General features: G+C 51.5%; 26 protein-coding genes, 1 tRNA gene and 1 pseudogene. 15 read left to right on the forward strand and 13 right to left on the reverse strand.

What is annotated here, in order from left to right; genetic code table 11:
• Positions 1–117: 117 nt before the first annotated feature.
• Entirely contained in the window at positions 118–1317 is a 1200-nt protein-coding gene (locus WG622_RS11575) for an ROK family transcriptional regulator (protein WP_339403948.1), read from the reverse strand.
• A gap of 196 nt (positions 1318–1513) precedes the next feature.
• On the opposite strand from WG622_RS11575, the gene WG622_RS11580 reads away from it, so the two are divergent.
• The 5 genes from WG622_RS11580 to WG622_RS11600 all read left to right on the forward strand — a co-directional run bounded on the left by WG622_RS11580 (position 1514) and on the right by WG622_RS11600 (position 6298).
• Positions 1514–2524 carry a sugar ABC transporter substrate-binding protein gene (locus tag WG622_RS11580; protein ID WP_339403731.1) on the forward strand — a complete coding sequence of 337 codons (1011 nt, stop codon included), beginning with the start codon at positions 1514–1516 and terminating at the stop codon, positions 2522–2524.
• Between the two features lie 109 nt (positions 2525–2633).
• A complete protein-coding gene (locus tag WG622_RS11585; RefSeq protein ID WP_339403732.1) occupies positions 2634–3695 on the forward strand; it encodes an ABC transporter permease in 1062 nt (353 codons plus the stop codon).
• Positions 3671–4465: an ATP-binding cassette domain-containing protein gene (locus WG622_RS11590; protein WP_438839166.1), complete on the forward strand. Its 795-nt coding sequence runs from the start codon at positions 3671–3673 to the stop codon at positions 4463–4465. Before WG622_RS11585 ends, WG622_RS11590 begins: the two co-directional genes overlap by 25 nt.
• Positions 4462–5106, forward strand: coding sequence for a nucleoside/nucleotide kinase family protein (locus tag WG622_RS11595; protein ID WP_339403734.1), 645 nt, complete (start codon positions 4462–4464; stop codon positions 5104–5106). The genes WG622_RS11590 and WG622_RS11595 overlap by 4 nt, the downstream gene beginning before the upstream one ends.
• A gap of 883 nt (positions 5107–5989) precedes the next feature.
• The gene (locus tag WG622_RS11600) at positions 5990–6298 is read left to right on the forward strand and encodes a hypothetical protein (RefSeq protein ID WP_339403735.1); all 309 of its coding nucleotides are present in this window, start codon (positions 5990–5992) and stop codon (positions 6296–6298) included.
• Positions 6299–6858: 560 nt separating this feature from the next.
• On the opposite strand, the gene WG622_RS11605 is transcribed toward WG622_RS11600, so the two are convergent.
• Complete coding sequence (locus WG622_RS11605) at positions 6859–7407, reverse strand: methyltransferase family protein (protein WP_339403736.1); 549 nt, start codon at positions 7405–7407, stop codon at positions 6859–6861.
• A complete protein-coding gene (locus WG622_RS11610) occupies positions 7407–8042 on the reverse strand; it encodes a cation efflux transmembrane domain-containing protein (RefSeq protein WP_339403737.1) in 636 nt (211 codons plus the stop codon). Before WG622_RS11610 ends, WG622_RS11605 begins: the two co-directional genes overlap by 1 nt.
• A 73-nt stretch (positions 8043–8115) precedes the next feature.
• On the opposite strand from WG622_RS11610, the gene WG622_RS11615 reads away from it, so the two are divergent.
• The gene (locus WG622_RS11615; RefSeq protein WP_339403738.1) at positions 8116–8532 is read left to right on the forward strand and encodes a MerR family transcriptional regulator; all 417 of its coding nucleotides are present in this window, start codon (positions 8116–8118) and stop codon (positions 8530–8532) included.
• 24 nt (positions 8533–8556) lie between these two features.
• Here WG622_RS11615 and WG622_RS11620 read toward each other — a convergent pair whose 3' ends face one another.
• Both WG622_RS11620 and merF read right to left on the reverse strand, forming a co-directional pair.
• Complete coding sequence (locus WG622_RS11620) at positions 8557–8781, reverse strand: GDCCVxC domain-containing (seleno)protein (RefSeq protein ID WP_339403739.1); 225 nt, start codon at positions 8779–8781, stop codon at positions 8557–8559.
• A complete protein-coding gene (gene merF, locus WG622_RS11625; protein WP_339403740.1) occupies positions 8757–9125 on the reverse strand; it encodes a mercury resistance system transport protein MerF in 369 nt (122 codons plus the stop codon). Before merF ends, WG622_RS11620 begins: the two co-directional genes overlap by 25 nt.
• Positions 9126–9398: 273 nt before the next feature.
• On the opposite strand from merF, the gene WG622_RS11630 reads away from it, so the two are divergent.
• From WG622_RS11630 to WG622_RS11650, 6 genes are all read left to right on the forward strand, one after another.
• A complete protein-coding gene (locus tag WG622_RS11630) occupies positions 9399–9794 on the forward strand; it encodes a MerR family transcriptional regulator (protein ID WP_339403741.1) in 396 nt (131 codons plus the stop codon).
• A gap of 404 nt (positions 9795–10198) precedes the next feature.
• Positions 10199–10957: a hypothetical protein gene (locus WG622_RS11635; protein ID WP_339403742.1), complete on the forward strand. Its 759-nt coding sequence runs from the start codon at positions 10199–10201 to the stop codon at positions 10955–10957.
• A gap of 73 nt (positions 10958–11030) precedes the next feature.
• The gene (locus tag WG622_RS19225; RefSeq protein WP_369077069.1) at positions 11031–11228 is read left to right on the forward strand and encodes a helix-turn-helix domain-containing protein; all 198 of its coding nucleotides are present in this window, start codon (positions 11031–11033) and stop codon (positions 11226–11228) included.
• 2 nt (positions 11229–11230) lie between these two features.
• Complete coding sequence (locus tag WG622_RS11640; RefSeq protein ID WP_339403743.1) at positions 11231–13396, forward strand: VapE domain-containing protein; 2166 nt, start codon at positions 11231–11233, stop codon at positions 13394–13396.
• An 87-nt stretch (positions 13397–13483) separates the two neighbouring features.
• Entirely contained in the window at positions 13484–13819 is a 336-nt protein-coding gene (locus WG622_RS11645; RefSeq protein WP_339403744.1) for a hypothetical protein, read from the forward strand.
• Between the two features lie 470 nt (positions 13820–14289).
• Positions 14290–15528 carry a tyrosine-type recombinase/integrase gene (locus WG622_RS11650; protein ID WP_339403745.1) on the forward strand — a complete coding sequence of 413 codons (1239 nt, stop codon included), beginning with the start codon at positions 14290–14292 and terminating at the stop codon, positions 15526–15528.
• Positions 15529–15963: 435 nt separating this feature from the next.
• On the opposite strand, the gene WG622_RS11655 is transcribed toward WG622_RS11650, so the two are convergent.
• Positions 15964–16305 carry a helix-turn-helix transcriptional regulator gene (locus tag WG622_RS11655; RefSeq protein WP_339403746.1) on the reverse strand — a complete coding sequence of 114 codons (342 nt, stop codon included), beginning with the start codon at positions 16303–16305 and terminating at the stop codon, positions 15964–15966.
• Positions 16306–16427: 122 nt separating this feature from the next.
• Here WG622_RS11655 and WG622_RS11660 point away from each other — a divergent pair, with 122 nt between their 5' ends.
• A complete protein-coding gene (locus WG622_RS11660) occupies positions 16428–17051 on the forward strand; it encodes a hypothetical protein (protein WP_339403747.1) in 624 nt (207 codons plus the stop codon).
• A 203-nt stretch (positions 17052–17254) separates the two neighbouring features.
• Here the strand turns inward: WG622_RS11660 and WG622_RS11665 are convergent, their stop codons facing one another.
• From WG622_RS11665 to WG622_RS11675, 3 genes and pseudogenes are all read right to left on the reverse strand, one after another.
• Positions 17255–17725 carry a type II CBASS E2 protein gene (locus tag WG622_RS11665; protein WP_339403748.1) on the reverse strand — a complete coding sequence of 157 codons (471 nt, stop codon included), beginning with the start codon at positions 17723–17725 and terminating at the stop codon, positions 17255–17257.
• Positions 17725–18930 (reverse strand): nucleotidyltransferase domain-containing protein, encoded by a 1206-nt coding sequence (locus WG622_RS11670; RefSeq protein WP_339403749.1) that lies wholly within the window; start codon positions 18928–18930, stop codon positions 17725–17727. Before WG622_RS11670 ends, WG622_RS11665 begins: the two co-directional genes overlap by 1 nt.
• Positions 18927–19979, reverse strand: a pseudogene (locus tag WG622_RS11675) (CBASS cGAMP-activated phospholipase). Before WG622_RS11675 ends, WG622_RS11670 begins: the two are co-directional and overlap by 4 nt.
• A gap of 367 nt (positions 19980–20346) precedes the next feature.
• On the opposite strand from WG622_RS11675, the gene WG622_RS11680 reads away from it, so the two are divergent.
• Complete coding sequence (locus tag WG622_RS11680; protein WP_339403750.1) at positions 20347–21264, forward strand: ImmA/IrrE family metallo-endopeptidase; 918 nt, start codon at positions 20347–20349, stop codon at positions 21262–21264.
• Positions 21265–21371: 107 nt separating this feature from the next.
• Here the strand turns inward: WG622_RS11680 and WG622_RS11685 are convergent, their stop codons facing one another.
• The 3 genes from WG622_RS11685 to WG622_RS19230 all read right to left on the reverse strand — a co-directional run bounded on the left by WG622_RS11685 (position 21372) and on the right by WG622_RS19230 (position 24141).
• Positions 21372–22061, reverse strand: coding sequence for an HNH endonuclease (locus tag WG622_RS11685; RefSeq protein WP_339403752.1), 690 nt, complete (start codon positions 22059–22061; stop codon positions 21372–21374).
• Positions 22061–23362: an AAA family ATPase gene (locus tag WG622_RS11690; RefSeq protein WP_339403753.1), complete on the reverse strand. Its 1302-nt coding sequence runs from the start codon at positions 23360–23362 to the stop codon at positions 22061–22063. The genes WG622_RS11685 and WG622_RS11690 overlap by 1 nt, the downstream gene beginning before the upstream one ends.
• Positions 23363–23811: 449 nt before the next feature.
• A complete protein-coding gene (locus WG622_RS19230; RefSeq protein ID WP_369077070.1) occupies positions 23812–24141 on the reverse strand; it encodes a GIY-YIG nuclease family protein in 330 nt (109 codons plus the stop codon).
• An 82-nt stretch (positions 24142–24223) separates the two neighbouring features.
• Here WG622_RS19230 and WG622_RS11695 point away from each other — a divergent pair, with 82 nt between their 5' ends.
• Entirely contained in the window at positions 24224–25579 is a 1356-nt protein-coding gene (locus tag WG622_RS11695; protein WP_339403754.1) for a hypothetical protein, read from the forward strand.
• A 230-nt stretch (positions 25580–25809) separates the two neighbouring features.
• On the opposite strand, the gene WG622_RS11700 is transcribed toward WG622_RS11695, so the two are convergent.
• A tRNA-Ala gene (locus WG622_RS11700) sits at positions 25810–25885 on the reverse strand.
• Between the last annotated feature and the right edge of the window lie 32 nt (positions 25886–25917).

Here is a 25917-nt window from a genome sequence, read left to right on the forward strand (position 1 = left end):
TAATATTTAACAGCCCATTGGACAGCTATTTCAACAAATGCGAAAGTGGTCGCTTTTGGCTGCACGCAAATCAAAGAAAATGAATTTTAGTATTTTAGCATGTTGCGTTCTGTCGACTTAAATCGCCGACAGTCCAGCATTGGTATTCAAGAAGAATTGTCCAAATATGGGGCCACTGGCCGCCCCAATGGCCCTCGCATTCTCTCCCACTGTTCCCGCTTGGACCTTGGGTTCAATAAGCCCTCGCTTGTCTTGGTGAACCAAATAACGTTGAACCCGCTCAACCAGTTCCGTTCTGATCGCAGGTGGAAAAGCACCGTCGATTATCACCGCTTGAAAATCGATTACCGAGCAAATCGACAGGCATGCCTTTGCCAACTCCTGCGCGGTTTCGCCTATCCATGGATCAACATATCTGGCCAGACCATTCCAGTCTTGAGGCTTTTCCCAAAGTTGGTCAGGATTTATGCCTGCCTCGATCAATCGCGCTTCGAGCAAATGGATCGAGGCAGTGTCTATCAATTGCTGACTTTCACCAAGAGGCCCAGTCGTTCGCATTGAACCCAATGCACCCGCATTTCCCTGATTGCCCTCAAATACGGTTCCATTCATGGCGATCCCACCACCAATAAATGATCCAATAAAGAAGTATGCAAAATCGCGGTAGTCGTTTCCGCTTCCATACAAGTGTTCAGCATGGCACGCCGCTGTGGAATCGTTGACAACATGCACTTGAAGGTTCGTGAACTTTGCGACCTCATCTGCGAAATTTATATCCTTCCAAGAGCTAAATTTTTCCGCAGCAGGTCCAGATAAGTCGTGCCATTTCCAGAGTTCAAACGGCGTTCCAATTCCGATTCCGCAAACCCTGTCACTGAAATTCCTCGGAAGGAGCCTCAGCAAGTCCTCGAGGCCACTTTTCAAGAAGCCAAAAACTTCATCTGGCATCGGATATTCGTAAGTCGTGTGGATTTGTTCGCGTACGGTGCCAGAAAAATCAATCAATAGTAAATCGGCGCTGCGTCTGCCGATTTTCAACCCGATGGAGAAAGCTCCATCTGCGTCCAACTGAATCGGAGTCGAGGGCTTGCCAACTTTGCCGCGTAGAGGTTCGCCGCGTTTGATCAGGCCATCTGACTCAAGGTTCCGCAAGATCGTGGAAACCGTTGGCTTTGAAAGACCAGTGCGACGCGCAAGTTCCGCTGCGGGAACCGTTTGGTATCGCTGAAGTACAGACAAGAGAAGGCGTTCGTTGTGATCACGAACACCGCGCTGATTAACGCCTGCGCCTTTTGCTATGATATTATCTCCGTCCATACTTGGCACAATAGTTTCCTCGTTCTGCAAAAGAAAGGTAGAGGTAAATTATTAGTTAGTAAAGTTAACAAACTAATTGACAGAGGCAGCAGAATCGGTGTTTTTTGGTTTCCAACCTGCAGGTTTTCGGATGCAGCGGGTTTGTGAGCCAAAAACTGGTTCGCAGAACAAGAATTGACATTTCTGGGAGGAAAACATGAAGAAATTAATGATGTCTTCAGCGATCGCCGTCACCGCTTTTGCGGGTGCTGCTTTTGCGGACACAAATGCATGTCTCATCACAAAGACTGATACAAACCCTTTCTTTGTTAAAATGAAAGAAGGCGCGACAGCGGCAGCCGAAGCGAATGGCATCAATCTTTCAACCTTCGCCGGTAAAATCGACGGAGACGTTGAAAGCCAAGTAGCTGCGGTGGAAACGTGTATCGCGTCCGGGGCAAAAGGCATCTTGATCACGCCAACTGATAGTCGCGCATTGACTCCTGTGATCAACCAAGCGCGTGAAGCCGGCGCACTGGTTATCGCACTGGACACGCCGTTTGAGCCAGCAAGCGTTGCTGACGCTACATTCGCGACTGACAACTTCAAGGCCGGCGTTTTGATCGGTGAATGGGCTGCAGCCAAACTTGGTGCAGATGCAGCTAATGCAAAGATTGCCCTGCTAGACCTGAATCCATCTGAAATCTCGGTCGACTATCTGCGTAATAATGGCTTCCTGCAAGGATTTGGAATCGACATTAAAGATCCAACCGACATCGGTGATGAAGACGATCCACGCATTGTTGGAAACGATGTCACCAACGGCAACGAAGAAGGTGGACGCACTGCGATGGAAAACCTTCTGCAAATCGACCCTGGCGTGAATGTTGTCTACACTATCAACGAGCCAGCAGCTGCAGGCGCATATGAAGCACTTAAATCGGTTGGGCGTGAAGACGATGTTCTCATCGTTTCGGTCGATGGCGGTTGCCCGGGTGTTCAAAACATTGCCGAAGGCGTTATTGGAGCGACTTCTATGCAATTCCCATTGCTGATGGCGTCTTTGGGCATCGAAGCGATCAAAACCTGGTCCGAAACTGGTGAAAAGCCACAAAACACTGAAGGTTTGGATTTCTACAACACAGGCGTAGAGTTGATCACGGACGAACCAGTTGACGGCATCCCATCCCTCACCTCCGCTGAGGGCATGGAGAAGTGCTGGGGCTAACGCTCTCCTAAAGTTTGGTGCCGAGGGTTTCATCCTCGGCACCTTTTTCATTCCCAACTCTTTGACCACACTCGGTGCCCTCGCTTAGGCTGGGGACGAGGAGATCTACATGACATCAAAAGCAGGCTATGAAAAAGTTCTCGACGGTAGCGACACCCGCGTTGCTCAGTTCGAAACTCGCCAACACTCGATGCTAGAACGCGTCCAGCATATTTTGCACAATAACCCGACATTCGTTCCGGTTATTGTATTGTTCCTCAGTCTGATGGCGTTCTGGATCATTGCAGGTGGCAGGTTCTTTTCCGCCTTCAATCTTTCACTCATTATGCAACAAGTCTCGATCATCGGGATGCTGGCAGCCGCTCAATCCTTGATCATCATTACGGCAGGAATCGACTTATCCGTTGCCGCGATCATGATTTTGATGTCCGTCATAATGGGGAATCTCGCCGTAAACCTGGGTGTTCCTGCTCCTCTGGCCGTTATATTCGGATTTGCAGGAGGTTTGGCTGCTGGTGCCATGAACGGGTTACTAATCACCAAAATAAAATTGCCTCCGTTTATCACCACACTCGGCACTTGGTCTATTTTCTTCGCCTTGAACCTTTGGCTGTCTGGCGCACAATCGATACGCAGCCAAGATATCGACGAGGTTGCTCCTTTCCTTAAGTTTTTCGGAAACGCCATCAATATAGGCAGCGCGCGCATCACCTTTGGCGTGATCCTTATGATCCTGATCTTCGTGGTGCTTTGGTATATGCTCAACAAAACTGCTTGGGGTCGCCACGTCTATGCGATTGGGGACGATATGGAAGCGGCTGAAATGTCCGGCATTCGCACGGAAAGAACCTTGGTGTCTGTGTACATGCTCGCCGGTTTGGTCTGTGCAATAGCGGGTTGGGCATCCATAGGCCGCGTTGGATCGATTTCGCCGCAATCCTTTTATGAGGGCAATCTACAATCGATTACCGCTGTAGTTATCGGAGGGATTTCCCTATTCGGCGGTCGCGGTTCGATTATGGGTGCGCTCTTCGGAGCCCTAATTGTTGGCGTATTTCAATCAGGCCTTCGTATGGCTGGAGTTGATGTGTTGTGGCAAGTCTTCGCAATTGGTTGGCTAATTATTATCGCTGTCGCAATTGACCAATGGATCAGGAGGGTTTCCGCATGACACCTGTTGTATCAGCCAAAGGCATCGTGAAACGCTATGGCCACGTTACTGCAATCGACCACTCGGACTTTGAGCTAAGACCAGGGGAAATCCTGGCGGTGATAGGGGACAACGGGGCTGGCAAATCTTCTATCGTGAAAGCAATATGCGGCGCGACCACGCCAGATGAGGGCGAGATACTGATCGAAGGCAAACCGGTTAAATTCAGTTCGCCTATTGAAGCGAGGGAAATGGGAATTGAAATCGTTTATCAAAACCTTGCACTTTCTCCCGCCCTTTCTATCGCGGACAATATGTTCACCGGCCGCGAACTTCGAAAAGAAGGGTTCTTGGGCAATTTCCTGAGAATGCTCGACAAGCCAGCTATGGAAAAGTTCGCACGTGATAAACTCACTGAACTTGGTCTGATGACGGTACAATCTATCAAACAACCGGTTGAGACGCTCTCCGGCGGTCAGCGCCAAGGTGTGGCGGTCGCACGTGCTGCTGCCTTTGCAACAAAGTTTATCATCATGGATGAACCAACCGCGGCACTTGGCGTTAAAGAAAGCCGCAAAGTACTGGAACTAATAAAGGATGTGCGCGCGCGCGGAATACCTATCATCCTGATCAGCCACAACATGCCTCACGTTTTTGAAGTGGCAGATCGGATTCACATTCATCGACTGGGTAAAAGGCTCTGCACGATTGATCCAAAGGACTACACAATGTCCGATGCCGTGGCCTTCATGACTGGAGCAAAGGAACCTCCCGCTCAGGACGCTGCATGAGCCAAGTCCTGACATCTGTACAGGCGTTGCCAGAGCTTATTCTCGCATCGCCTGCAACAGCTCGGCGCAAGCTTGTAGCTTTGGCGGGCCCCCCAGCCTCGGGGAAATCATCACTTGCAGAAAAACTAGCTGAAAAGCTAACGGCGCTTGGACATAAGACTGCAGTTGTTCCAATGGATGGGTTCCACCTGGACAATCGCGTGCTTTCTAGTTTTGGTTTGCTGTCGCGCAAGGGGTCTCCGCATAGCTTTGATGCACCGGGATTGCTACGATTGTTACCTGCATTGAAGTCAGACGAAGATGTTTTTTATCCAATATTTGACAGAAAATTGGACATGGCAATTGCGGGTGCCGGACATTTGCCTGGTGACTGTGACATTGTGATAGTCGAAGGAAATTATCTTCTTTTCGATGCCCCAGTTTGGCGAGACATGGCGGCGTTCTGGGACTTTTCCATTCGCCTCGACGTTCCAGTTGACGTGCTCGAATACCGGCTGCGCGAGCGATGGCGCTTTTTTGGGTTTTCTGGCGAAGAGGTCGAGGAGAAGATTTCAATCAACGATTTGCCAAATGCAAAGATCGTAGCCGAAAATACCTTGCCTCCGCATGTGGTTTTGAAAGATCAAAGAACGCGTACTTAGGTTGATGATAAGGCCACTATTGCGCGAATTGGAGGCCTTATTAACATGTTCCTGGATAGCCAAGACGAGATCAGAGTGACCTTGAAAGTCAACGTGCAAAAACTGGGTACCGTTGCAAATTTAAAGTAGTTTGTCTTAAATCTCAGTGGCCGCTTTTAAACTCTGAGGTTTTCCCGCGGCTGCAGCGAATGCTCGCTTTCCGACCTTTTTTACACCTTCCGCAAGCGTTGGAGCTACTATTTTTTACGCGTTTACGCGCAATAATCTCGCATTCTTCTAAACGTGGGTGATGCTTGGCTGAATGGTGGACCGAAAATCCCCTTAGCTCTACATCGTTTAGTAATTTTGGGTTGTTGACCGAGAATATGAACACAGGCCCTTCATCGTCCTCGCCGCGAAAAATAGCACGATGGAACCAAACGTGTTTTAGATTCAGTTCCGACAACGTTTGTTTCACACTTCCAGCTATAATTGCCTTTGGCCTCAACGTCGCGGTCCTCATTCTCGGATTAGACAAATAACCATTGGTGAAAACATGCCTCAGAGCCGCGTGGGTGGGGGCAAGAAAAGCGGCTCTGAGGCAATTTCTTGATGCGCACGACATTCACGTGCGAAATCAATTGTGTCAAAATTTAGCCCTGATGATCGCCGATTTGGAAACAGACGCCCGGAAAGCTGAAAACCGTTTCAATTTAGCGCTTCTGGATGCTCGTGTTGGAAAGACACAGCGGATAACTCAATTCTTCACTGCCCCATTTTCGCCTTCAAACCATGCGGAAAACTGCACTAATTAATCTGCACTAGGGATGGTCACGGCACAGGTGATTGGTGGAGAATTAGGCTGACCTATGTTCGCGTAGGTTCAGATTGGGGTTAGCGTATTGTGCAGGATGTTGTTTCAGACGAGCTTAGACAGCAGTTTCAATCTGAAGCGATTTCAGCGGTGACTGAATGCCTAGGAATTGATGTGAGCATCCATGACATTGCAGAGCGAGGAATAATTCGCTCACACTTGGATGGATGGGAAACTTTCTACTTTGAAGGTGTGGAGCTTCTGATGATTGGGCCAATAGAATTGAAATTCCAATCAAAGAACGGTAGATTGACCGCCTCTGCCACACGCGAATTCAAAAAGGCATATAGCGTCAAATCTGGAACAGTTCGGTCCATCGAACTAGCCAAAATCGCTTAAGGCTAGCCCCGAGAAACAGCGAACTCTATTGTTAGACAGTTGGTCGATGCCCTAGGGATCAAGCCGCTAGTTCTTGTGGAAGCTTGCAGAATTCCTCACCACCTAGGAGAGAGGTAACGAATTGGCCATCTTCGCGATATTTGATCGAATATCCGTATCCGCGTAGGCGATGTTTCCACTCGCGATCAGACAAAGAATGGCGTTGTTCACGCTCTACGATCTCCAGGATGCTTGCCGGTTTTCTTTCCATCGAAACTGTTTCCTTCTTGAGTTTAAACAAACTTTGAAGGAGTTATAGTTTCCGCAAATGGCAAAACTTCAGTTCAAACTTGGCGATTTCAGGGCAGGAGAGTTCAGGCAATTTGGTGCGTACACCGAGAGTTTGAACCCTAGAAGTTGCATGCGAATTACACTTACCGATATGAAAAGCCGACATTTGCCTTTTGGGAGACAGCCCAAAGCGGCCTTTTGTACACCTTGCGGCGAATAACCGGAGCGAGCCCATTTTGACCGATGCTGCGCGATGCAGGAACGTCCGCTTTGCAGATTTTGGCCCCATCTCAAAGGAAACGCCGCACGCGCGCTAAGTAATCTTCGAATGCAGTGCCGTATTGGTCTTTGAGCCAAGGCTCCTCGGAAAATGGAGCGGCAATAAGCACCGCTATTCCAGCCAGCCCGACCACCATGGCCCAAGGCGACGCTGACAAGATCATCCAGCCACTTACGATGCCTATGTCAGCCATATACTGCGGGTTCCGAGAGTAGCGATATATACCCTCAGTGCGCAATTTGCCTTTGGCTCCGCCCGTCTGTGGCACTCCAAAATGTGAGACTTCCATCCATACAACGACGTTACCTATCAGAATAAGAGGCAAGCCGACGCCAAACCGCAACCAACTTGAAATGCCTAGATCACTCCAACCCCAAACACCAAGCAAGATGAGAACCCCGAATAGCGTGAATGTTGGCACCCAGACAAGGAAAGGCGTGAGTGTCGTGTAGCGTTGTGGCGGCCATATCCGCCGATCTGGAAAGGCAATTGACCAGAAGATTGCTGCAAGGGTCATAGCAACAACCCCAAGACCCAGAATAATGAAAAAGCTCTGCATTATGCCTCCGCGTGTTTGTGGTCGATTATTTCGCGCCGCTCTACTAGGGCTTGGCGCACGATCTGGAAAGCGGACGACAGGAACAGTCCCGCCATGATTGTTGCCACAATCAAATCAGGCCAGCCGGTTGCTGTACCCCAGACGCCCAAAGCAGCGAACATGACGGCAATGTTGCCGATGGCGTCATTGCGCGAGCATAGCCAAACTGAACGCACGTTGGCGTCACCGTCCTTGTAGCGAAACAACAGCAACACGCTTGCCAGATTGGTGAGCAATGCCAGAAAGCCAACAACTCCCATGATCTCTGCTGTCGGAACGCCAACATAAAAGACGCGGTAGACGGTCGATCCGAAGACCCAAAGGCCCATCAACAAGAGGCTGAAGCCCTTAAACAGTGCCGCATTTGTGCGGGCGCGCAGTGACGCGCCAATAACGGCCAGAGAAATGCCGTAGGTCATCGCATCCCCCGCGAAGTCGAGGGCATCAGCTTGCAATGCCTGAGACTTCGCCAGATGACCCGCAGTCATTTCGACCGCGAACATTGTCGCGTTCAGCCCAATGACGATCCAAAGCCGTCGCTTGTAGTCGTATGATACGCCGTCGAACTTGGCGTCATGTCCGCAGCAACCTGCCATGGGAAATCCTCTTTCATCTGATGTTGATAATAGTGTAATGTCTCTAGTGACTAGAGGATCAAGAGGTATTTTCATGTTTTCTATTGGTGAGCTTTCAAAGCGCACAAAGGTTAAGGTTCCGACGATCCGCTACTATGAAGAAATGGGCTTGTTATCTGAACCTGAGCGTACAGAAGGCAATCAACGGCGCTATGACGCGGCAGGACTTGAGCGCCTAAGCTTCATCAAGCACGCGCGCGATCTTGGCTTCTCGATTGAGGCGATCACTAAGTTAATCGAGCTGCAAGGTCACCCGGATCGATCATGCCAGGCCGCAACGGATATCGCCGTTTCACAACTTTACGATGTCAGGGCCAAGATCAAACGGCTGAGGGCACTTGAAAAGGAGCTGGTTCGTATTTCGAAGGGCTGTGACGGTGACGGTGTGTCGGAAGACTGCTATGTGCTTGCTTCGCTCGCGGATCATCAGCTTTGCCGACACGAGCACTGATTGACCGCAGTCTTTACGGACCCATTACCCGCAGCATGAGTTGCCTTCCTGGATCGGTGGGCATGGGGCAGTTCCGTATGAGCAATAAACGCAGCAATCGCCCGGCTTGGGCTTCAGCACCACGTTGCAGGATTTGCATTCATAGAACCACTGACAAGCGTCGGTTGGCATCGTCTCTTCGACGGAGTGTCGGCATTCCGGGCAAGTGATCGTGGATTGATGTACTACTTTGTGCGTCTGCGTCGCCATAGAGCGTACCCCGTGAGAATGAGAAATCCGGCAAGGATGGGGAGCAGCACGTCGTCTCGATACACATATCCGAGCGCACCGCTGATCCCAAGAAGTGAAAACAGCCAGGGAAGCAGGGGCGTGAAGCAACAAAGAGCCGCCAATCCTGCGCCGCCTAGTCCCAAGGGCAATAACCAGCCTTTCATCGCGTCTGCCTCCACAAAGCCCACATAGTGCGGGCGGCATCTTCCTCCCAGAATGGAGAACTCGCAGCGAGTAGGAAGGCAAGCGTTGTGAAGCCGAGAACGAACAACGTAGATCGCCTCCGGCTGGCACAGCTCCATCGACACCAAAGTCGTACCCATCCCCAGGCCAAGACTAGCCCCACGACGACAAGAATTTCGACGCGGTAGGCTGCAAACGGCCCGAGCAACGTGAGCCAAGTGCCACCAAGGCCGATGATGGAAAGGCCGATTGGCAGAACGCAACAGGATGCGCTGAGAAGCGCGAGGAAACCCGCACCGCCAATTATCAAGCGGTTCGGCCCGTTGGTTTCATCGCGCAGGGTTTCGGTATTCGACATCATGTTTAACATATGCATCCTGTAGCCACTACAGGAGCAAGTGGAGAATGATCACATGGTCGCGATTGGAGAAGCGTCTCGACTGAGCGGCGTGTCGATTGAGACGATCCGATACTATGAACGGGAGGGGATCATCTCGAGGGCTGGACGAACGGCGTCTGGTCGTCGGACATATTCCGATACAGAGATTTCAGAGTTGCGCTTCATAAAGCGGTGTCGTGACCTTGGGTTTTCCATTCACGACGCTGTCGCGCTCCGCAGCCTCGCGAATGAACCTGCAGGTGCATGTGAGACTGTGGAACACCTCGGACGAAAGCATCTTGCTGATGTCCGGTCCAAACTTGCGGAATTGAAGCGACTGGAAAGCGCCTTGGCCGAACTCGTCGTGAACTGCGCTAAAGGGCAACGTGACTGCCCCATGCTCAGCTCACTTATGGGCCAAAACTCATAGGTTTTTGTCACGACCGTTTCGCCAATGCAGACCTTGGTGCGACCGCAGCGAATTGGTGCTTAGTCCGCATCTCAGACGTCTACGCAGCCTGCAGCGAAAGTCCGCTTTCCGCCCGTTTAGTATATGAATCCAAATATTTTAGCTGAGCAAACGAACAAGGGTGTCTCATCGCGCTTTGCGAGAATTTCGTGATATGCTTTTGTCCTGCTCGGACTCTGATTGTCGGTAGTAAATTTGGAATCTGATGCTTTATGAACTTTGCGGTGCTGCCCTAGGGCTGGGGAGGCTTAACTGGGACTTAGTCGCAATCAAAGGTTTCACAGATTTAAGTCTATTAGAAACCTGCTTGAATAGCGCGTACACTTTCTGAGGCACCGTCTCTAATTGGCAAATGTGGAGGAAAAATGTCGGAGGAACACGAAAACTCGGAACAGGTATGGTTGGCAAGTGTTTCTTCGCTAACAGACGAAGAACGTTGGGAGATCATAGATTGGCGTTTTCATGAACTATGCGATGTTATCAACACGGTTCGGCTTGAGAATAAGCAGCAGGCTATCCCGCAAAGGCAAGGCAACTCGAGTGTTGATCTAAGTGTTTTTTGGGAAGAGCCCGAAGCGGGGGTAAAAGTTCGACCTTGGCTACAAATTCCGTTTGATCCCAGCCGCGATGAACAACACTTTCATGAAATTTGGAGCAGGGCCGTAGAATGTGCGAAAAAGCTTAAACCAATGATTGCGGACCGAAAAGTTGATCTTGCTTTTGTTTTGACTTGGGGAAGTTTCGCCGAATGTGCCGGAGTGATTGAGCATGAGCTCCATCGAGGCAGACCGGACCTAAGGTACTTAAAAGGTGCTGAAAAGCTAAAACGAGAGCAACACAAGCGGTGGTATTCTCATGTTTCTGCGAGGCTAAAAAAGCCAGGCGAAACTCGAGAAAAAACAGACAGCAGTTTCATCGAATTCGTTCGAAGTATTTTAGAAACCGGCCGCTTCCCGCGCCCAGAATTCGATGAGACTTGGTACAGGGAGCTAATGTCAACAAACGAAGAACAGTTAACTAGCGCTCTAGTTCAAAAAAATTTGTCTCAAAAGAAAATGGATGAGCTTGCCACGTCCTCTCTCGAAGATTTACCTCCGATAGACGACGAAAGTTACCGCCCCTAGGGGGTGGGAAGCCAAAACGGTGCGGCCCCAATAGTCTCCGAATCAGAAGAACAATCTGAACAGGAGCGAAAAATTGGTAGACCCACAAGCTTCCGAAATCGAAGCATTTCTCACTATCCCAAAAGCTGCGGAGCGCTTGGGCATTCCAGCGTCAACGCTTCGGCGTGCCGTTAAATCTGGAGAGATTCCAAGCTACCGTCCATTTCAACAACGCATCCGTTTGCGTCTTTCGGAAGTCATCGCAAGCGTCGAGGCTCAGCGGAACCAATAGACATGGATAAACCACAGCCAGACCAGTCCCAAATCACACAGTTTCTCGAGTTCATGCCTTTTGCCGGACAAGTGCACTTGGCCGCCATAAAGGACGGTTCGCAAGTCGAATTCCGTACTTTCTTGATGAGCAACCGAGATGCGATTGTCGAGTGGGTGATCGACCGCAACGAAGCAGGCTACAACATCTACTTTCATGTTAATCCAACGAAGGATGGGATAACCAACCGCAAGGCACGGAAGGGCGATATCGCCGCGTCGGTCGCAGTGTATGTCGATGTTGATGATCCATCGCAGCAAGCCATTGAAGGAGTCTTGGAGTTTCCAGTAGCCCCAAGCCTAGTGGTTTTTTCCGGTAACGGTTGGCACTGCTACTGGTTTCTCAACCCGGTAGCCGACGATCTAGAACAAGCAGAGAAAGTAGGCAAAGGCCTGGCGAAAATGTTGGGTGGAGATGCATGTTGGAATCGAGATAGAATTCTACGTGTTCCAGGTACGGTCAACTACCCCAACAAAACAAAGCTAAAAGCGGGGCGCAAACCTTCGCTTTGTTCTATCGATTGGAAGCGGAGCCAAACAAAAAACCGCTACTCCCTCGGTGAGATCGAAACGCAGCTCAAAATGCCAGAACCACGGCAATTGCCAATTGTCGCATGGGAAAGCCCACCAGTAATCTATGGCCTCGAAGACATTACAATGGACGGGGATGATTGGATTAAGCCTGTGATTGAAACAGGTGATGACCCCGATGCTCCTCGAGGTTCGAAAGACCCTTTGTATCCGTCTCGCAGCGAAGCGGTCTTTGCCGTTGCATGTGAGCTCGTACGGGATGGTGTCTATCCCGACGTTATTTTGGGCATTTTGCTCAATCCGGATTTAGGGATTTCGGAGGCGATTTTGGACAAGGCAGATCCAGTTGCCTATGCGCGTCGTCAGGTGGAGCGTGCCATTCATGTGGTTTCTACAGACTGGCCCAAAGTCACCAAATCCGGCAAGCCGATAAAGAGCTTTGAGAATGCATTGGTGGCAATCTCACGCCTTGAAGTCGTACTTGAGCACGACCAGTTCCACAATCGCAAGCGCGTTGGTGGGAAGGTGATGCAGGAATTCGTCGGCGACTTGTCTGACGATATAGCCGTGGTTCTACGCAAAAAGATCGTAGAAGAGTTTGGGTTTGATCCAGGTAAGCAGAATTTGCTTGATGCAGTTCACGCGTTGTGTGTGGAAAGTGGTTCACACTCGATACAGGATTACCTGCGCGGACTTGAATGGGACAGTCAGCCTCGTCTTGACACTTGGTTGATCGATTATTGCGGTGCCGAAGATACGCCTTATGTACGCGCTGTTGGCAAAATGATGCTCGTTGCTGCAGTACGTCGTATTAAACACCCTGGCACAAAATACGACACGATGGTTGTCTTGGAAGGTCCTCAAGGTTCAGGGAAATCCACTGCTATTTGTATTTTAGCGGGTGATGAGAACTTCTCCGATCAGAATTTGTTTTCGCTCGATGACAAGGCTCAAATGGAAGCTTTGGAGGGTGTATGGCTTTATGAAGTGGCTGAACTGGACGGTATGTCAAAGGCCGAAGTATCTAAGATCAAAGCCTTTATCAGCCGGACTGAAGACCGTGGGCGTCCTGCCTATGCTCGTTTCAAAGAGCGTTGGCCACGTCAGTGCATACTCATCGGTACCACCAATGACGAATTCTATTTAAAGGACTCAACTGGCAATCGGCGTTTCCTTCCAGTCAAAACAAGTTCGATTGATCTGGATGCTCTGCGTCGTGATCGCGATATGCTGTGGGCCGAAGCGCGCGATCTAGAGAGTTCGGGCTTTTCAATTCAGTTGCCTGAGGAACTTTGGGCCACTGCGGCATCTGAGCAGGAAGCTCGCACGCAAGAAGATCCTTGGCTCGACGTTCTTGGCAAAGTTACCGGTGAAGAAAAAGGTGGGTTTGAGCGGGTGGCAACCGAAACCCTATTTTCGGAAGAGTTTCTAGCTATTCCACCATCCCATCGGCAGTCATATCACCCAAAACGTATAGCCATCGTTATGCGGAAACTGGGATGGGATGGCCCAAAGAAAATACGGATTTCTGGGAAAGCCCAGCGGGGCTACGAACGGCCTGTCGGAGATCAAGAAGCAACTAAAGGGCCTGAATTTTGAGAGCCTTAGAACGGACTGGTTCATGCCTGTCCAAGTTCCGTTGATGAAGCAAGCGACAGACAACTCAACGTAAAAAGGAGAACAGTTATGACAGCGAAACCAATCACCTTGGGAAGCACTCGCTTTAAAACGAAAACAGAAGCGACAAACCACTTTCGTAAGATGTTAAGTAAAGGTGGGCCCAATGACAAAATCCTTGACCCACTAGAAGTCGAGCAAATGAGCCTGTTGTTTTACAGCCGTGAGAAAAAAGTATCGGAATTAGGAGGGCGGACAATTGTTGGCTGGGGGCGGGAAAAAACCAGCCATGGACAATGTTTCGCTGCTTTGCTCAACACAGGTGAGAAGCTTCACTTCAGCTATTTGAAGAGCGTCTCGGCTATCAGTGCCCAAACGGAAGCACGGCACTCAATTTGCTTCTAGAACCGCTTATCGTTGGTTGCTCCGTTCCATCGTTCCATATGTTCCATGTCTCTTCTTAGATTTTTAGAGAAAGAGCAAAAGCCAGATCCGTCCAGTACATGTGGCGTGCGGAGGTGCTGGGTACCCGGAACATATGGTACACATGGAACGCAGCACAGAATGCTGCTCTGTTCCTAGTCTGGCGGCAGTGAGCCATGGCAAAGCACGGGAAATCGCAAAGTGTGGCGTGTAAGCAATAGGAATGTTGACCTCTAGTTGGGGCCGCGTGAAATGCCGATCCTGTTTGGCGGTCCTGCAATTACTTCGTGAAGCGCCCAAACTGTTTCCGAAGTATTTTCAATAGTGTCACACCTGCTGTTCTGGGTTGTTTGGTCCACTTTGTGTCACCTCGAGCATCGATTCTACGGATTTGGAAAATTGTGGCGTTATTTCCCGCGTGTTTTTTTGAGCCTTGTCGGAGGGAGTGTTGAATGCCTGAATTCAAAGCAAAAATTGGAATATGGAACCGTCGCCGTGCACTAGCGGGCGGGGGGACTAAGCATGAAAAAAAATGGGTCGTAAACTTTAAGTGCCCCGAAACCGGCGGCAAACGGCGTAAATCATTTGATACGAAGGCTGAGGCTGAAGATTACTTGCACGCCCTAACCACGGCCGTTCTGGGCGAAAGGTACTACAACCCCAACACTAACCCGACTGTTGCTGAAGCTGTCGAGCATTGGCGGCAAGTAAAAGCGTCTAATGTGCGCGCTTCGACAATGGGTGGATACGAGGCTCTGTTGAAAATAATTGTGGGACCTTTGTTGCAAGGGAGTCCAAAGGAACGTGTCCATTTTGCCTTGACCGGTGAAAAGCCACATCGAGACGCGAAACTTCTGCAGATGTTGGGCCCGTTCAAGGTAAGCGAACTTTCGACAGCGCAGTTGCGTCGCTGGCATGCGTTGATCAGGGTCGAAATCGGAACCTATACCGCCAATCGCGTCATCTCAGTCTTGAAATCGGTGTTGGCTTTGGCTGAGGAGGATTTTGGGGTGCGCGTCTGTTCGATGCCAACAAATCTAGCGCGACGCAAGAACAGGCCTAAAAAGGAAATCCTTTCGACTGAAGAGGTAGCCAAACTTTTAGAGTACGCGCGGCAGGATAAAGATCGCGGCATATTCTACGCGTTTCCCTTTTTGACGGGCGTGCGTGTTAGCGAACAGCTTGGTCTGCTGTGGGAGGATATCGATCTTGAACGCAATGTCATAACTATCAGGCGGGTTCAGAGCCGCGACGGCAGGCTTGAAGATCAAACAAAAACCGAAGCTGGGGAACGCGAAATTCCGATCTCGCCTATGCTGCGGACCATGCTTTTAGAGTGGCGTCTGAACTGTCCACGTCTGGATGGTATGCTCTATCGTGTATTCCCAGGTCCCGGAGTTGTGAGGCAGTGGCCATTGCCTCGGATTGGTGGCGGAGGTCCTATGCTTTATTCCAACTTTCTTAAGCGCTATTGGCGTCCGTCACTCAAGCGCGCCGGTGTGCGTTATGTGACGCACCACTCCGCGCGTCATAGTTTTGTCTCGACACTTCAAGCTCAGGGCGTCGAAGTGGGGCTTGTGGCGAAGCTTGCTGGTCACGCAAATCCAGCGGTTACTTTGGGCCATTACACCCAAGCCGTGCGCGGAGGCGCGCAAGCGATGACAGCCCTTGATGACGCCTTTACGGCGTAATTTTCGAATAGCGTCTCGGAGCCACGGGGAGGGCAGGCGGTGGGCCTGCACAGCCTGAGCTGTGTCCATGGGAGCTGAGGGCGCTACTGCGCTCCGTACCGCCTCCCGTGAGCGCGGAGATATATCTGCAGAGCGGGCTTGGGCAGACCGGCCCAGCAGGACGGCCAGAGATCTCGTCGAATAATTGTGCCAACCCATTTTGCCATGTTTTTCTGAGGTTTTTGGCGAAGCTTTAGAGGCAAGAAATGCATACGGTTTGGTTGATTTGCCGTGCGACGGGTGAACTGTTTCTCGTTGACACTAAAACCACAGAGCGCGTCGTGGGACTTGAGATCGGCTACCTTATCGAGACAATTGCCAGCGATGGTTTCTTTAAAAACGGGGATTGGCGTGTGCATCCATCATTGCCGGAATACGAACTCAAATTCGCCGATTTTATTCACCCAGCAAAGCCTCTATCTGACGAATAGAGATTCGCAGCTGTTCGTCGTCCATGCCGCGTATGAGCGAAGCCGCCTGAGCCTCTAGTCGGAGCCGATTGGCACTTAAAGTGTCGTCTAAGTCCCCTGCGGGGAAGAAGTCCCGAAGTGGCCGCTCCAATGTTTCCGACAGTGCTAGTAGAGTATCCAACGTTGGTGAACTGTTTGCTCGTTCGATATTCGAAATAGCTTCGGCCGTGCGTCCGATCTGTGCTGCCAGTTCTTCCTGAGTAAGCTTGGCGTCTTTTCGAAAGCTTCTCAGCTGTCCTGCCAAATAGGTTTTCAGAACATGTTCCATGGCTCGAATTAGACTTCGGCCCTTTGGTCAATAAACCGAGTGGGCTTCGAAATATTTTGAAAAATAGAACTAGGCTTCGTATTTATTGTCTCACACAGGGTTTTCCGAACTGGAGTTTGGATTTGGATGCGGCGGTTCTCAAAGAAAAATGCGTTATAGGCGCGGTCGATGTTGGCTCTCCGCGCAATATTGGTTGGGCAATTCTTGATGGAGTTCGTTCAGAACACGGCACGGACTTAGACGACTTTGTCGAGTGTTTCTCTAATCGCTCCAAAGGCAGACCGTCTGCGTTAGGATTTGAAGCTCCATTGTTCGTCCCGCACAACAGGGCACTCAGTAAGCTCACTGGTCAACGCAATGGTGAAAATGGCCGTCCCTGGTCTGCTGGGGCTGGAGCCACCGTCACCACGATTGGGCTTGTTGTTGTAAACCACGTCTTCCGAGAGATGCGGGCTCTCGATCCTGGAAGACAGTTTACACTCGATTGGGAACGATGGCCGGAATCAGACAAGACTTTAGTCTTTGAAGCGTTCGTGAGTGGCGACAATCATGCCGGTCCGGGTGAGCATTGGAAAGACGCCTTTAACGCGGCAAATGGTTTTGCCAAGGCAATTGGGAATCTTAGCGAGCAAAATGCTGTCGTTGAATGCGATGTTTTCTCGCTTGTAGGTGCTTGCCTGCTCCGTACTGGTTGGAGCAACGATCTGAGTTTGTTGCAGCAAAGTTGCTTGATAATCAGGCCTTAGTCAAAGCACGTGTCAGACCGAAAAGGGCGGAAAGTGTGAATTCGCCGCGACGCAGCGAGGACCAATGGAAATCGCCAAAGTGGACCTTCAAAATCGGGAAGCGAGGCCGGTCTTGTTTCGGGACAGTTCTTCAGGGAAGCAGTCATTCGTTGCGCGTCAAACATTTTTGAAACGATGGCGACAAAGCGGACCTCCGAGAACGCTCACAACCGGGCTACGCGCCGTCTGTTTTCGCGGTTCCCTTTGGGCTCCGCGACTTCGCCAGGGTGTTTGCCGCCGCCCTTCCAATCATCCGTGGCAAGCCAGTCCTCGAAGTAGAAAAGCCAGAGAAAAGTCCACGGGATGATTGTCTGATCAAGTCTCTTGCTACCGTGCCATTCCCCTGTTCCGGGCAGATACAGGCAAAGCCGGAGGGGGTTGAGATAGACGTGGGGTATCTCGCGATCACCGGCCAGCTCGGTGAGTGACGGATTGTCGACAAACACATCCGGCGTTTCACTCTCTTTAAGGATCAGACGCACCGTGTAGTCTCGGGCGAGGGGGGTCGGTTGTACTTGGGTGGTCCAGGTGAGCTTGTGGCGACTGACCTCGCCAGAGCCCCCAACGACGGGGTTTGATTTCAAGAAGAGAAGTTGCTGCGACAGCGTCATCTCTTGCTTGCCACCCCGCTGCATCACTGATCTCCGAAGAAGGTGTTAGACGGCACGGACGTTGGCGAGGCTGCGGCTTTAGACGTTGTGAGGCCAAGCGCGGGGGCGACAAGAAGGCTTCCGGATTTGCGCGCGCCGCCCAGGTTACCGAGGTGCTTTTCGAGAACCGGTTTTGTCACGCTGTCTCCAAAGGAGCGCTGCATATTCTGGGTCAGCACATCGTGCCCGACTCCGTCCCGGAGCGCTTCAAAATCTCTCAAAGCAGTGGCGTGCCACACGTCAAACGCTTTTGGTTTACGCGCATCCTTGTTCCAGCCTTCTGCAAAGTTCTCGCCGGAAGTGGTCTCGTTCCAGACCGCATATCCTGCCCAGCCATCGATGATCGGGTGTTCGATGAAATGCGGCATCATCCGGATTGTCTCAATGAGCACATCAAGCGCATCTTCGAAGACATGCCGCTTTACGCAGTAGGCGTAGGACTGCATGGCCAAGGTTGTGATGATGACGGAAATCGGTGCGATCTCATCCGTGTTGTTCACAAAGAAGACGTCCCGATGGCGCTTCAAGAGCTGAACCACGCGACGCAACACACCTTTGGCGGAATGATAGGCCGGGAAGGGCTCCACGCTAGCCTGGTCGCGCTTCATCGCCACCATTTTTTGGGTAAGACGGGGCTGTAGGGCGGCACGCGCATCAAAGAGCTTCTTGTAGGCTTTGGGATTGGTCGGATGCCAATCATGAAGCTTGCGGTCCGGGACCAGCTCTCCGCCGTTGTAGCAATGGGGGTTTGCGATAGTGGGAGAGAGGTCCAGATGGAAATCTCCGGCGTAGTTGAGACGCCAGCAGCGCTTTTTCTCCTCAAGGATCGCTGCGTAGGTTTTGTGTTCGCGCAGTCGGTTTCCGACGGCCGCCTTGAGCCTCTGAGGCGAGACGCCGAATGAGACAGCCGCACAGAAACAAATCAGGTCGATGTCAAACTCATCGCGTCCAATTGGCTTCACTGCCGTGCCAAGCGAGCTGGAGCCCTGAAGGTAGACCAGTGTCTTGACGAGCAGGGGGTCGGTTGACCCGGAGAGCCAGTCGCCCACAGCGTTGTAGCTTTGCTTAGCGCGCTCGAACTGCGATCGGGTGATGTCAAGGATGTCCCCGATCTCATCGAGCAGGGTGAAAACTGAAGCCCGGCGCCGGAGCTCGCCGTCGGTCAGAGGGGTACGAAAGGGAGAGTTCATGAGGCCACCTCTGGCAGCGAGTGGATAGGGGTGAACGGATGGGCGGCGTTCTCAAAGAAGAGCTTGCGCAGATGTGGTTTTGCGTTGCGGGCCGCAGAGATGCCCATGCCCTTAAGGCGTTTGATCTTTGTGGTGTCATCGAGCGAAAAGAACCCTGCCGGAACTGGGGGGGAGATCCGATGCAGACGCTCGTCTGAATATGGGTGGTCCAAGAGAAGCTTGGCCATCCCAAGCGCACCATGCGATTGCCCGTCACTGTAAAGCGACAGCAGCCCTAGATTGAGCTGGGCCAGTCCTGGTTCTTCGGGGAGCATGTAGACCTCGTCAGAGCACCCGAGACTGAGAACCTGAAGATCGTCGCGATGCCAGCCCAGGACGGTGATGGCTTCGACGACAGCGATGGCGACGGGGTTGTTTGCCCAGGTGCCCCCATCGGTCAACCCAACATCGTCCGAGGTGCGATGACGCCTAAAGTAGGTGGGGGCGGCAGCGGTTGCGAGCGCGGCATCAAGTGCGGGCTTGCGAAAGTCCGTCGCTAGCCGCTCATGATGGGCGGTCTTGTAGATGTAGGGGCGCCGGTGGTCGGGGTCCCAGGCCGGGATGACGAGGCGGGTTTTGGCGTCGCCAATCACGGCATCCTGAAGCACCGGCTTCAGTTCATTCGCGAGGACGTCTGCGTCATGCTTTGGCCCTGTGAAGTGGCGGCGCGTATCGCGGAACGACCGGAGCTTTCTGGCGAGCCAGGTTTCGGTGTCCGGATCGAGGTCTTCTTGACCAAATATCGAAGGGCCGCGCGTTTCATATAGGGTGAGGAGCTCTTCGGCTTATTTTCCAAGAGCGAGCCCGAGAGCGAGGATGCCGCCCGTAGAAGTGCCTGCAATGAGGTCGAAGTAATTTCCGATCTGATTGGGGAGATCGGTCTCAAGTTCTTTCAAGATCGCGGCAGGCAAGGTGCCTTTGATCCCCCCACCGTCAATGCAGAGAATTCTGCGTGGTTTGGAGGTCGTCCGTTCTAGTGAGTCATTCAACTTATCGCCCCCCAAGCTCATGGCGCTGTCTACCGTTCTTTGACAGTGGTGTTTGGGCTAGATTTGCCATGCTTGTTCGTCACGTATCGACCAGTGATGGCACTGCGGTACCGCTCACCAGAGGAACCGCTCTTTCCGGGCGCTTCCTTGACAGTCGTGCGCGGGTTCGATTTGCCCGCTCTTGCCGAAACATATCGTCCTGTTTTGGCGCTTCGGTATCCGCCACCCTTTCCAGGCATCAGGTTTCTCCTTTTGTCCTGCAGGCCACATTCGGCCGATTTGTGCGCTTGCTCGGTGAGACAGTATTGGCGCGTGTGCGAGCCTGTGCTAATCGCAAGTTATGGGAGGAGAGCGCACCGTGTCAAGGTGTGCGAAGCGCACAAAAAAGATGAGCACCGATAAACAAGCTTTGGTCCAAGCATTAAAGGACAAACGAGATGCCGAGGGTCTGAGCGTAAGGGCGCTTTCGGAGAAGATCGGCGTCAGTTTTTCATCTCTTGCCCGGATTCTGCGCGGCGAAGGTGAACCCGACAACAACTCCACGATTCGGATTCTTCAATGGCTTGGCCCGGATGCTGGCGACAGAAGCCTTCAAATGGATGGCGTAGCATTGGTCCATTTTCGGGCAGCCAAGAATGTTTCATCGAAGACAGTTGAGTGTTTGCTCAAAGCTGCCAACTCGATGAGAGAGGGAGACCAATTTGATCCGCAAAACTCTGATCTTGGTTTGGCTGTGTCGCTTTCGAAACCAGAGATGGAAGAGATAGCCAACGAGTTTCGCAGCGACCTGAGTCTAAATCGTGGGGATCCGTTGGACGCTCTAGATGTTCGGATTTCCGGTGTTGAAGTCTTTGCTGCGTCACGAGCCGAATTCCTTGATGAGACCTGTGCTCAATATCTACTGGGACCTGCGTCGAACGAATGGTCGGCAATGAGTGTGCCGCGCGACGTTACTGATGACACGTGGGCAATACTTCGTAACGACAGCCACTCGATCGAAAGACAAAGGGTGACTTACTTGGAAGAGTGCTGGCATATTTTGCTCGGGCACAAGCTAACCAGAATTGCGAAAGTAGGCGATGCCTATGGCAGGACGTACGATAGCTCAGAAGAGCATGACGCGTATTTCTTGGCGTCGGCTTGTCTTTTGCCGGAGGCCGACGTTCGAGAGCTCGTAAAGGCCGGCGAATCAGCAAAAGAAATCGCAGCCCAATTCGGGACTTCAATGGAGCTGGCCGAATACCGGATCAAACGCTTGGGCCTTTGGCGCGCCTACCAGAACCGTTCGATTGATCTTCAAGGCTGAAGTAACGCAAAGTTTATTGCTGCCCGCTTTTGGCCGGATGAGGTTTTCAGCCAGCGCCATTGGGCACAATCTGGACGAGCAGTTTAGGCATAACCACGAGGCGCATCTTACAGCCTCCCACCGGGTCGAGCCTGAGACTGGCCGTCTTCGTTAAAGCAGTCGCGGGCCGTGCCGGGAAATGCATCAATGAAACGATTCAGCATTTCGGGATGATCCGCAAAGACGGTCATCCATACAGAAAAGAAGCCTTTGGCGGGAGCAAGATGCTCAGCAATTAAGTCAGCGATGGTTCCGTCCGCCTGATATCGGCCTAGGACGTACGTAGCCACTTCCCAGACATCGCGTCTCAACTCGGCACGCTTGTCGCGTCTGGTTGGCCGATCTTGCGCTGCCGGTTCACTGGGGTGCCGGTGCAGCTTGATCAGTCTTACTGTGGCCGACATTAGCTCTGTTTGATCTTCCTCGAGCCCCATTTTTATTGAAATCTTGCCGTCCGAGTGAAAATCTAAACCTCTGAAGGTATTGTCCATGTCGGGGAAGCCCACCAAGGTAACGTCAACCGGTGTATTTCCCTTTACAGTGTTACAACTCTTACAACCAAGTAAGAAGTTCTCCCAACTGAACTCCAATCCTGCCTCCAAAGACTTTGGTTGAACATGTTCAATTTCTGGAGCGTGAGTTATGGGTTGCTCGCAATAGCTGCAGAACAAGCCAAGCTGTGCAGCCAAGTCGTCTAGCGCATCGCCGTAGGGCTTGTATTCGGGTTGCGGGGCAGGACCCTTTACTACCGGCCTCATTACTCGCCTCGCTTCGTCCGCGTTTGTCTCTCGATCTTCATAAGGGCTTCTAAACCTGGGTCCTGGAAATCGCGTTCCATTTGGTCCAGTCGTCTTTCTAGTTCTGCGCGCTCGGCCGGATTTTCGCTTTCTGCCATCCGTTCGACTTGACGAAGGTAGGACTCGGCTCCCTGCATCTTGTGCAAGTAGCTCTCGGATCTGTTCTGATTTTCGACCCCCTGTACATCCTCGATAATGTCAACGATGGGCAAGTTATGCACCCTGTCGTCAAGCTCCCTCTTGTCTAAATCCAGCATGACACCGTGGTTGAGTGATTGTATTACAAAAGGAGAATGTGTTGTTGCCACGAATTGTAACCCCGGGAAGGCAGCCAACAGGGCAGGAATAATCCGCCTTTGCCACGTCGGGTGAAGATGAAGATCGATTTCATCAATCAGGACAATGCCACGCGCATTGCTAATCGCCTCAGCGCCCAAGTGCGGGTTCAGAATAATTGCCTTGTATGCAATATCTCCAATCATCGACAGAATGTTTCGCTGCCCATGACTTAGGTTCTCGTAGGCGATTGTTTGATCGTTGCTTTCGAAAGTCACCTCAACTCGCTCGCGCGAAGGCGAATAAGTCACCGCCACTTGATCATCGAAACAGCTTTCCACGGCGCCGCGCCATGCCTTCAATAAGGGCGAGCTCCGCTCCGTCTCGAATTCGCTAAGGCGAAGACGCCTTAGCCAGTCAAAGAGATCGCCAGCGGAGACGCGCGGTTCATGACTGTTTCGATAGGCATCGAACCGCGAAGGCCGTTCTTTTTGAGCGATACGCTTTGGTTCGCCCCAAAGTCGCCCGGTGCCATAATAAGACAGAAGAGGTAGGGTCGGGTCTAGCCCATCGATTGCTGCAGCATAGGCCGTGTCTGACAACAAGCGAATTTCGCGCGCGTCCTTCACAGTTGTGCGCCCTTTGGGATTGTTCAGTTCCCGCTTCCAGACGAGGCTGTGGGATTGACCTGATAGTGGATCGAAGAGCGTTCCTTCCGCTTCTACGACTGCTGGATAGGCTGCTATGAAATCGAGGCTGTCGTCGAACTGGCGGGATGTTTCTCGCACCTCTCCTTTTTGGATGTGCCGGGAAGTAGCGTTGGGAATTCCAAGTAGGAAAGTACCGAATGCGACTGATAAAGCGTCAAGTATGCTCGACTTGCCGACGCCATTCTTGCCAACTATCAGCGTGAAACGCTTGTTTAAGCGCTGATCAAACTGCTCGAAACCTTTGAAATTGCGAAGTACGAGCCGGCTGATGTTCATCTAAGTGGTCTTCCCATGGTGGCCCGCCCTTGTCTATCCAAGCGGATTACAATTGCATTGCCTATCATTTGCTTCGCGCAAATGCAATTTTCCCAAGGCTGGTCTGTTAGCCATGTAGAGCGTCGGCTTTGATCTCGTGCCTCGATAGAGGATAGCTATTCCAGAGCTGCGACAATTGTTGGTTTTAAGGGTAAATGGCAGCGATGGGCCGGACGCCTTCGTTTGGGGCTCGTGATGAGCAGGCATATGACCACAACCAAGACAGAATTCGCCTGCTGGTCCACCTTAGCAATGGATAACTCCAAAGCACCCACGAGAAGGGCAAAGCTCAGCGACCTCAAGATCTAGCCATGCCGCTCCCCTCACAAAGCATGGAACACCAGACCGATCGTTGCTCTCGAATTCAAAGACGGCATCCGCAGGCGGTACGTAGGCCTTAGACCCCGCTGCTAACAGAACGGGGACGATGTCCTCTGCTTCGATGTTAAACCACTCTCCAGACACGCGCTTTGACAAAATTCCCGATGCAACTTTGCTTCGAGCCAAACCTCTTCTTCGGATTCAATATATCCAAGCAACCTTAGCTGAACTGGGTTCCCGGTCTGTAGCTCGGACATCCTGCGCTTGAGTGAATTGGTTCGCCCGATCTTAATCGGGCTCAGTTGCACTTCCCCATTGGCCAAAAAATATACTGGCAAGACCTGAACCTTCTCTTGCGAACCAGTGCCAAGTCTCGCACTTGCAGCGAATGGCGGCAATGCGGGCTGTGGATGCAGCATCTTGACTGGTCGGTGGACGGCAGCTCTGGGCCGGGTTTAACACTGTCCTTCCTGTTGCTATTGCTTACGAATGAATTTTTGCGTGAAATCATGGCAAGGGCGTCTTGCTGAAGCCTTAGAGAAATTAGAGATTGCGCAACGCCCATATCTTGAGCGGCATTGGCAAGTTCGAGGGTACCCACCCACAATTCATTTTAATGATGAAGACGTGACACCCTATCCACGCGACGATGTTCTTGAATTATATGACACTGTACTACGTGCAAAAAGTCACCGGGAGGTGGCATATTTCAACGACTTGCGATCTGCATTAGATCCCGTTCGAGGAGTCTTGAGGTCACACCCAGCTCTACAAAGAGCGCTGGGACATTTAGCGGGCCAAGATAAGTTTTTAATTGAAATCGCAAATGGTACATCGCTAACCTGGTTAACTGTCTTGGTTGTTGGCCTTATGGAGCGCGCAAGGGAACAAGCGGAGAAGGGTTTCGAGCAGGCAGCGACAGAGCTGGGTTTGCTCCTGAACAAATCGATCGCTTCCTCACATAGAAGCGACCCACTCGAATTAAGTTTAGGTTACGATGTTCTTCTGTTCTTTGGCCCCCAAATAGACCGGCAAATCGATATTGGACCGGATTTGATCGTCATGCCATTTGCCGCTGTGCAAGATTGGGTCGATTCCGAATGGATTCGAGATTTTGTCCCCGAGCAAGTCGACCGGCGTGATTGGCGGCAGATCGGAGCTATTGTCAGGCCGTTCGATTGGAAGCCTTACTTGCATCGCATGAACTGTCCCCGTGAAAGACCGATAGAAAAAAGGCCTAACTTTGAGCAAGATGCGATGAGTTTTCTTGAGTTGTTGGCTATTTCGAACCAAACGCCATTTATTCCGTTCGCATTTATCGATGACTGCATACACAGAGCCGCCCTTTTGTTGTTAGGCAAATTTCGAAACAGTGGAGGTACTCAACGAGTTGGAATAGTCGGTCGGAGACACGACCCCTTCCGGAGCCCTCCAAGGTTGCATCAAAACTCTGTTCGACAGGCACTAGGTGCTTTTGACTTGAGGCATAGTCCATCTTTTGAGCGACTGGCTCCAGTTCGTCGTCGATTAAGCGAGTCTTTGGCGCGTGATGGACGTTTTGTGCTCGATGATCGGATTTTGGACGTGTCTCAGTCGATTGAACTTATGTTTGAAATCAAAGGTACGAAAATCGGAAAACAGATCCAGCTCGCCATGTCAGACTTACTTGCTAGTGACGAAGTGCATGGCCAAGAAATCCGCAAGGCCACCAAAAAATTCTATGATGTCAGATCAGCTATTGTGCACGGTCCAAGCGACGAACATAGAAAACGCCTCATGCATGACCGAGTACGCGTCTTCAGGAGCGGGTTCAATCTTGCTCAGCAGGCATACTTTAAGCTGCTTCTAGAGGAATAGATGCTGGCCGCATCCAGAGCTGGATATTGCAGCAGTTACTGAAAAAATTGAACTAACAACGTTGCCACACTCCGTTGCACGACCTAGATCGGAAGGTGCGGTTTTGCGAGTTTACAAAGGGTGACACGACAGTGACCGCGGAGTTCTAGTACATTGGTGACACCATTGCCTGGAGGTAGCCGAGTACCGTGCAACCAATTGAAAATAATGTCGATTAATTTTCGGAGATTTGGTGGAGCCTAGGGGGATCGAACCCCTGACCTCTACAATGCCATTGTAGCGCTCTCCCAGCTGAGCTAAGGCCCCAAACCTGTTGGATCTATCGCGATCCCTGCGCG

The sequence above is a fragment of the Cognatishimia coralii genome (genome assembly GCF_037478305.1).
Taxonomy (GTDB): Bacteria; Pseudomonadota; Alphaproteobacteria; order Rhodobacterales; family Rhodobacteraceae; genus Cognatishimia; species Cognatishimia coralii.

Bases quoted from the DNA above. Each gene is read 5' to 3' on its own strand.
- WG622_RS11575 (WP_339403948.1), bottom strand. From the start codon at position 1,317: ATGGACGGAGATAATATCATAGCAAAAGGCGCAGGCGTTAATCAGCGC.
- WG622_RS11580 (WP_339403731.1), top strand. From the start codon at position 1,514: ATGAAGAAATTAATGATGTCTTCAGCGATCGCCGTCACCGCTTTTGCG.
- WG622_RS11585 (WP_339403732.1), top strand. From the start codon at position 2,634: ATGACATCAAAAGCAGGCTATGAAAAAGTTCTCGACGGTAGCGACACC.
- WG622_RS11590 (WP_438839166.1), top strand. From the start codon at position 3,671: ATGGATCAGGAGGGTTTCCGCATGACACCTGTTGTATCAGCCAAAGGC.
- WG622_RS11595 (WP_339403734.1), top strand. From the start codon at position 4,462: ATGAGCCAAGTCCTGACATCTGTACAGGCGTTGCCAGAGCTTATTCTC.
- WG622_RS11605 (WP_339403736.1), bottom strand. From the start codon at position 7,407: ATGCAGAGCTTTTTCATTATTCTGGGTCTTGGGGTTGTTGCTATGACC.
- WG622_RS11610 (WP_339403737.1), bottom strand. From the start codon at position 8,042: ATGGCAGGTTGCTGCGGACATGACGCCAAGTTCGACGGCGTATCATAC.
- WG622_RS11615 (WP_339403738.1), top strand. From the start codon at position 8,116: ATGTTTTCTATTGGTGAGCTTTCAAAGCGCACAAAGGTTAAGGTTCCG.
- WG622_RS11620 (WP_339403739.1), bottom strand. From the start codon at position 8,781: ATGGCGACGCAGACGCACAAAGTAGTACATCAATCCACGATCACTTGC.
- merF (WP_339403740.1), bottom strand. From the start codon at position 9,125: ATGGGTACGACTTTGGTGTCGATGGAGCTGTGCCAGCCGGAGGCGATC.
- WG622_RS11630 (WP_339403741.1), top strand. From the start codon at position 9,399: ATGGTCGCGATTGGAGAAGCGTCTCGACTGAGCGGCGTGTCGATTGAG.
- WG622_RS11635 (WP_339403742.1), top strand. From the start codon at position 10,199: ATGTCGGAGGAACACGAAAACTCGGAACAGGTATGGTTGGCAAGTGTT.
- WG622_RS11640 (WP_339403743.1), top strand. From the start codon at position 11,231: ATGGATAAACCACAGCCAGACCAGTCCCAAATCACACAGTTTCTCGAG.
- WG622_RS11645 (WP_339403744.1), top strand. From the start codon at position 13,484: ATGACAGCGAAACCAATCACCTTGGGAAGCACTCGCTTTAAAACGAAA.
- WG622_RS11650 (WP_339403745.1), top strand. From the start codon at position 14,290: ATGCCTGAATTCAAAGCAAAAATTGGAATATGGAACCGTCGCCGTGCA.
- WG622_RS11655 (WP_339403746.1), bottom strand. From the start codon at position 16,305: ATGGAACATGTTCTGAAAACCTATTTGGCAGGACAGCTGAGAAGCTTT.
- WG622_RS11665 (WP_339403748.1), bottom strand. From the start codon at position 17,725: ATGCAGCGGGGTGGCAAGCAAGAGATGACGCTGTCGCAGCAACTTCTC.
- WG622_RS11670 (WP_339403749.1), bottom strand. From the start codon at position 18,930: ATGAACTCTCCCTTTCGTACCCCTCTGACCGACGGCGAGCTCCGGCGC.
- WG622_RS11680 (WP_339403750.1), top strand. From the start codon at position 20,347: ATGAGCACCGATAAACAAGCTTTGGTCCAAGCATTAAAGGACAAACGA.
- WG622_RS11685 (WP_339403752.1), bottom strand. From the start codon at position 22,061: ATGAGGCCGGTAGTAAAGGGTCCTGCCCCGCAACCCGAATACAAGCCC.
- WG622_RS11690 (WP_339403753.1), bottom strand. From the start codon at position 23,362: ATGAACATCAGCCGGCTCGTACTTCGCAATTTCAAAGGTTTCGAGCAG.
- WG622_RS19230 (WP_369077070.1), bottom strand. From the start codon at position 24,141: ATGCTGCATCCACAGCCCGCATTGCCGCCATTCGCTGCAAGTGCGAGA.